The sequence below is a fragment of the Inquilinus sp. genome (assembly GCF_039594555.1).
Classification (GTDB): Bacteria; Pseudomonadota; Alphaproteobacteria; order DSM-16000; family Inquilinaceae; genus Inquilinus.
Genome location: NZ_JBCNNF010000450.1, coordinates 1 through 5,454, shown reverse-complemented (window position 1 = coordinate 5,454; position 5,454 = coordinate 1). Strand labels below are relative to the sequence as shown.

At 70.5% G+C, this 5,454-nt stretch carries 4 protein-coding genes and 1 pseudogene; 2 read left to right on the top strand and 3 right to left on the bottom strand.

All coding sequences use genetic code 11. The features are described from left to right. Positions 1-168: 168 nt before the first annotated feature. Entirely contained in the window at positions 169-465 is a 297-nt protein-coding gene (locus tag ABDW35_RS31360; protein WP_343717768.1) for a hypothetical protein, read from the top strand. 21 nt (positions 466-486) lie between these two features. Here ABDW35_RS31360 and ABDW35_RS31355 read toward each other — a convergent pair whose 3' ends face one another. The 3 genes from ABDW35_RS31355 to ABDW35_RS31345 all read right to left on the bottom strand — a co-directional run bounded on the left by ABDW35_RS31355 (position 487) and on the right by ABDW35_RS31345 (position 5,204). Next, positions 487-771: a GIY-YIG nuclease family protein gene (locus ABDW35_RS31355; protein WP_343717767.1), complete on the bottom strand. Its 285-nt coding sequence runs from the start codon at positions 769-771 to the stop codon at positions 487-489. A 331-nt stretch (positions 772-1,102) separates the two neighbouring features. Then, a complete protein-coding gene (locus ABDW35_RS31350; protein ID WP_343717766.1) occupies positions 1,103-2,761 on the bottom strand; it encodes an NAD+ synthase in 1,659 nt (552 codons plus the stop codon). 112 nt (positions 2,762-2,873) lie between these two features. Continuing rightward, on the bottom strand, positions 2,874-5,204 hold the full coding sequence (locus ABDW35_RS31345) for a DUF4781 domain-containing protein (RefSeq protein ID WP_343717765.1): 2,331 nt from the start codon (positions 5,202-5,204) through the stop codon (positions 2,874-2,876). A 45-nt stretch (positions 5,205-5,249) separates the two neighbouring features. Between ABDW35_RS31345 and ABDW35_RS31340 the strand changes: the two are divergent. Continuing rightward, positions 5,250-5,454, top strand: a pseudogene (locus tag ABDW35_RS31340) (hypothetical protein); the annotation flags it as partial.

The following is a 5,454-nucleotide window of genomic DNA, read 5'->3' as shown; positions in this document are numbered from 1 at the left end:
GATCTCGGCCAGGCGGGTGAGCATCTGGATCTGCTGCAGCGCGAGGCTGCGGCAATAGGCCTGGACGTCGAGATCCTCTGGTGTGGGCTCCATGGAACATATCATGAACATAGTTGCAGGCCGGCGCAAGGGACTTTGTATTCGCAGGCCGGCGCGGGCGGCGCGGCCATGGATCGCCACGCCCCTGCGGGGCTCGCGATGACGGTGTGGGTTGGTTGGGCGGCGCATCCCGAACCGTCACTACGAGGAGGCGAGGCCGACGAAGCAATCCATGCCGCAGCCCAAGCCGGCACCAGCCTGGATCGCCGCGCCCTTCGGGCTCCGATGACGGTGTGGGTTGGCAGGGGCGGCGCAGCCCAGAACCGTCATTGCGAGGAGGCGCAGCCGACGAAGCAATCCATCCCGCAGCCCAAGCCGGCGCCAGCCTGGATCGCCGCGCCCTTCGGGCTCGCGATGACGGTGTGAATGGCGGAGAAAGCAGCCGGGTCAGGCCAGATCCTCGTAGAGGTCCCGCCAGTCCGGATTCATCCCCTCGATCAGATTCAGCTTGGCCCGCCTCGGCCCGCTCTTGATCTGCTTCTCGCGGGCGATGGCGTCGAGCATCGATGCGTGCGGCTCGTACCAGACCAGCATCTTGCAGCCATATCGCGAGGTGAAGCCCTTGATGAGGCCGGTACGATGCTCGTGCGCCCGACGCCGAAGATGGGACGTCACGCCGGTGTAGAGGGTCCCGCCGGGCTTGTTCGCCATGATGTAGACGACAGGCTGCATCGAGACAGAAGGCTGCCACCGCATGTGCAGAGGCACAATCGGGTTCCCGGCAGGCGGCCCAAGGTGGATCGCCACGGCGCTTCGCGCCTCGCGATGACGGTATGGGGTGGCGGGGGCGGCTCAGCCCAAACCGTCATTGCGAGGAGGCGAAGCCGACGAAGCAATCCATCCCGCCGCACGAACCGGCGCCAGCCCGGATCGCCACGCCCCTGCGGGGCTCGCGATGACGGTGCCGGGTTGGGCTGGGGCGGCTCAGCCCCGAACCGTCATTGCGAGCGCAGCGAAGCAATCCAGGCCGCCGCCGACCCGGGCACCGGCCACGGCCTCCTCCTCAGATCAGGCTCAGCGTCGAGTTGGTGATCGGATACCGGCGGTCGCGGCCGAAGTTGCGGCGGGTCAGCTTGACGCCCGGCGGGGCCTGGCGGCGCTTGTATTCGGCGCGGTCGAGCAGGCGCCACACCCGCGCCACCGTGGCCCGGTCGTGGCCGCGGGCGACGATCTCGTCGACGCTCTTCTCCTCCTCCACCAGGCAGTTGAGGATGTCGTCCAGCGCGTCATAGGGCGGCAGCGTGTCCTGGTCGGTCTGGTTCGGCTTCAGCTCGGCGGTCGGCGCCTTGGTGATGATCCGCTCCGGGATCACCCGGCCGGCCGGGCCCATCGCCCCCTCCGGCAGCACCTGGTTGCGCCAGCGCGACAGCTCGTAGACCGTGGTCTTGTAGACGTCCTTCAGCACCGAATAGCCGCCGCACATATCGCCGTACAACGTCGCGTAACCCACTGACATCTCGGATTTGTTGCCGGTGGTCAGCACCATCTTGCCGAACTTGTTCGACAGCGCCATCAGGGTGACGCCGCGGGCGCGCGACTGGATGTTCTCCTCGGTGATGTCGGGCGTGGTGCCCGCGAACAGCGGCGCCAGCATCGCCTCGAAGGCCTGCATCGCCGGCCCGATCGAAATGCTGTCGAGGCGGACGCCGAGCGCCTGGGCACAGGCGGCCGCGTCATCAAGGCTGTCCTGGCTGGTGTAAGGCGACGGCAGCATCACGCAATGCACCCGGTCGGCACCCAGCGCGTCGACCGCCACCGCAGCCGAGATCGCGGAGTCGATGCCGCCGGAAAGTCCAATCAGAACACCGGGAAAGCGGTTTTTGTTCACGTAATCTCTGAGGCCGAGAACCATCGCGCCATAGATCGCCTCGACACCCTCGGGCGGCGCGATGCGCTCGCCTTCGACGCAGTCCCAGCCCTCCTCGCCGCGGACCCATTCGGTGATGGCGATGTGCTCGCGGAAGGACGGCAGCTGGCGGCGCAGCGCGCCGTTGCGGCCGATGACGAAGGAGGCGCCGTCGAACACCAGCTCGTCCTGGCCGCCGACCTGGTTGAGATAGGCCATGGCCAGGCCGCTCTCGGTCACCCGGTTCAGCACGATCTGCAGCCGCTGCTCGGCCTTGCCCGCCTCGTAGGGGCTGCCGTTCGGCACCAGCAGCAGCTCGGCGCCCGTCTCCTGCAGGCACTCGACCACGTCCGGCGTCCAGATGTCCTCGCAGATCGGCACGCCGAGGCGGACGCCGCGGAACGCGATCGGCCCCGGCATCGGGCCGGCGGCGAAGACCCGCTTCTCGTCGAACACGCCGTAATTGGGCAGGTCGTGCTTGAACCTGGAGGCCGCGACCTTGCCGCCGTCCAGCAGCAGCACGGCGTTGTGCACGCGGCCGTCGTCGCGCCAGGGCGTGCCGATCAGCAGCGCCGGCCCCTCGACGGTCTCGGCCGCGAGCTCGCGCACCCCCTCCTCCACCGCGTCGAGGAAGAAGGGCTTCAGCACCAGATCCTCGGGCGGGTAGCCGCTGACCGCCAGCTCGCTGGCCAGCAGCAGGTCGGCGCCGGCGGCCCGCGCCTCGTCCCGGGCGCGGCGTAGCTTGTCGATGTTGCCGCGCACGTCGCCGAGCGTCGGGTTCAGTTGGGCGAGGGCGATGACGAGACGATCGGTCATGACGGGGTCCACAGATGAGGTCGGAGGCACCCTAGCAGGCTCTCGCGACGTACCGAAAAGTTACGTTCACATTAATTCTCAATCTGAGATAATCAAGTCCCATGGTGACGGCCTATCCGCGATGGCCGAGCTTGGCCTCGGTGGCGGCGATGAACTTGTCGAGGGTCTCGAGCGCCTCCGACGACGGCTCGGCCCCCCTGTGCACCGCCACCGGGTCGGCGACGACGAAGCTGCCATCCTCCTTGACCAGGAACTGGAGGTCGCGGATGTCGATCCGGCGCGTCTGCATCGCCAGCTTGATCCGCTGCAGGCTCAGCAGGCTGTTCTCGTTCAGCCGGGAGGTGTCGGCGACGGCGCCGGTGTCTCGGTCGAGCATGTCCTTGCTGTTGGCGGCATAGCGGTCGACCAGCAGCGCCGGACGGCCGTCCACCCGCACCATTCCCAGCGGCCGCGCGACCGGCAGCCCGGCCTCGTCCAGCTGGTTGAGCATCGCCATCTCCTTGAAGCCGGGCATCAGATCGCCCTTGCGGATCACCAGAAGCGCCTTGTCGCCGAAGGCGAAGGCGGTCTTGAAGTAGCCGCCCCCGAGCCGGGGGCCGAGTTGGTCCTCCACGGAGTCGATCCGATGGCGGCTGCCATCCGGCTCCACCCGCCAGAGCGTCCGGCCCTCGACCTCGACCGACCAGCGCGGCATCGCGCCCGGCGACGGCCGGAACGCCGCCTCGCCTCCCCCCTCCCGGCGCAGATAGACCGGTGCCCGGGCGGTGTCGGCGAGCTTCTGCGCGAAGGCCCGGTTGTCGGCCGCGTCATCCGCCATATTGAGGACGATCGGCCGGTCGTCGCGGCTCAGGCGGTCTGCCTGGATGACGAGCTGATGCGCCGACATCGACGAGCCGTCCTCGAGCACGGCCTCGCCGTTCCGGTTCGCCTGCTGGATGTCGATGAAATAGAGGTCGTTCACGCCGAGATCGGCCGAGCCGCGGAGTCCGGCGGCGGCCTCGGTCCTCCAGGTCGGACGCTGCGGCAGCGGCAGCTTCGGGGCAATGTCGGGGCCGGGCGCGGCGTCGACCGGACGGCCGGCGCTGTCGGTCACCTCGATCCGCGCCTGGTCCGCCGGCGACGACCGGCCGGAGCGGCCGACCGCCAGAGTCAGGCCGCCCCAGAGGGCGACGCCCAGCCCCATCTCCAGCCGCTGCGCGGGGGAAAGATCGTCCCAATCGGCGGCGAGGGTGTAGCCGGTGTTGGCCGCGGCGGCGCCGTCGGCCGCCACCGCCGCGCCGTTGATGCCGGACCAGACCCGGCCCGCCTCGGCCGTCTTGCCGGTCTGCGCCAGCCAGGCCAGCCGGCCGAAGGGCAGGATGCTGGCGCCGCCCGCCGCGGTGTTGAACAGCGCCATGCGGTATTCCGGATTGTCCCATTGGTCGAGGCCGCGCTCCCGCAGCGCCCCCGCCTCCTCCGCCCCGCGCCAGGCGAACCAGGCCCCGGCGCCCGCCGCCACCGCCGGCGCCGCGGTGCCGCCCGAGCCGATCACCGTCAGGCCGCCCGCCACCACGCCGCCGAACAGCGCCGCCTTGTCCAGAGCCTCTTCGACATGCTCGCCGAAGCTGTCCGGCGTGCGCGGGGTGTTGCCGCTGTCCAGCACCGCGCGGCCGTCCTTGCCGCTCAGCACGCCGTCGCGGGGATAGGTCATGTTGCCCGGCGGCAGCCGGTTCTCGCGCTTCCAGGTGGCGAAATCGGCGTAGCGGCCGCCCTGGTTGTCGACGAAGCGGACGGACCCGTCCCTGCCCTCGACCCGGAACAGCGGCAGCTGCACCGCCCCGCTGCCGGAGCTGGAGAACTGCACCGGCAGCACCGTGACCTTGCCGTCGGCGCCGCCCTGGCTGCGGATCGCCGACGCGATCTTGTCGATGGTCTTACCGTCCTCGCCCTTGGGCTCGAGGCCCATGGCCCGGGCGACGCGGCTTTCCAGCGTCTCCGCCCCCGCCAGCGCGATGCCGTGGCCGCTGCCGGCGGCGAGCGCCTGGTCGGCCGCCGCCTGCGCCATCGGCTTCGCCACCGCCGGCAGGGCCCAGGGGTCGGCGCCCGGGGAGTGCTGCAGCCCGTCCGCCGTGATCTCGCGGTGCTGCAGCACCAGGGCCAGCAGCTGGCCCCGCGCCTCCGGCGTGGTCTTGCCCTGCTGCGGAAACGGCAGCTGCTCGACCAGCAGCTTGCGCCCCTCCGGCGTGGCCAGGATCTGGCCCAGCCGCTCGCCCTCGCCCGGCTGGCCGAGCGCCTTGGCCAGCCCCCGGCCCATATTCTGCGCCAGGCCCAACGCCTCGAAATAGGTCTGCTCCCGGGCCTGGGCGAAGGCGCTGAGCACGAAGCCATCCCGCGCCGCGCCATCCGGCGCATCGGCCATGGCGGAGACCGCGGCGGCCAGTGCCCGCGGCTGGTGCGCCAGCATCGCGGCGAAGGCCGAGGCCTGGTCCGGCGACCGCGACCCGACCAGTTGCTGCAGCCCGGCCGCGCCGAGGCGCTGCTGGGCGTCGCCCGTGCCCAGCAGTTGCCGGCGATCAATGCGAATGCGTCCGCGCAGCGCATGCGCAGTTCCCTCAACACGCAGCAGGCAATCGTATTCGGTCGCCAGCTGATCCTCGGCAACAACGTCGCCGCGGGCCTGTCGATGACCTACGAGATCGATCTGTGGGGCCGGG